The 710-nt window shown below is 56.3% G+C and carries 1 protein-coding gene; it reads right to left on the reverse strand.

The genetic code is table 11. The features are described 5' to 3' along the window. Positions 1 to 642: hypothetical protein (locus tag CYR55_RS23055; protein ID WP_101818608.1), on the reverse strand; the 642-nt coding region annotated here is incomplete at its 3' end. Between the last annotated feature and the right edge of the window lie 68 nt (positions 643 to 710).

Below are 710 nucleotides of genomic sequence, written 5' to 3' on the forward strand. Positions count from 1 at the left end.
CTCCATCCACTCCAGGATTGAGCCGATCGGCACGTTGTGGGTGGCCATGCGCAGAATAAGCGCGTCATCCAGCGACCCAGCGTTTTCGTCGCTGTCGTTCATGGCGTAAAACGAGGTCATTTCATCGGGACAATCCACCACAACCACCAGCTCTGGATCTGCATAAGTCAGAGTCTCCTGGTTCGGGTCGATCTTCTCGGCAGCCATCACCTCATAGCCATCATCATCAATCACTACCTCTGAGGGGCTGACAGCCTTGTAGAGCAGGGCATCAAACGCATCCGGGTTGAGCTTTATCGCTTTGATCCAGTCGTCGCGCACCAGGTCATTAAGCGCCTTGTTGCCCTCAAAGCGAGGCCGCAGCCCAAGGCTAACAGCCCGGCCGGCAATAGAAGCGGGGACAGTGTTGCCAGCAGGCTGAGCGCCTGTGCCGCTGTCAGCTCCTGCGCTTTCTTCAGTGATTTCATCGGTGGCATCCTCAGCTTTTACCGCGGCGCTGTCGTCGCCTGGCTCACCGCTGGAGGATGTGCTTTCTGTGGTGCCGGCTGCATCGCTGGTGAGTGTGCTGTTGCTGCCAGTGCTGACAACATCAGCGCTGCCAGTGATTGGCTCATCGGAAAGTAGATCATCGTAGTACCCCATTATTTTTGGTTCCCGAGTTGAGAGGCAAGCCACTTGCTGAATGCTTCTTCAGCCTGTTTGTCGGTCAT

This window comes from Chimaeribacter californicus, assembly GCF_002858675.1.
GTDB classification, from domain to species: Bacteria; Pseudomonadota; Gammaproteobacteria; order Enterobacterales; family Enterobacteriaceae; genus Chimaeribacter; species Chimaeribacter californicus.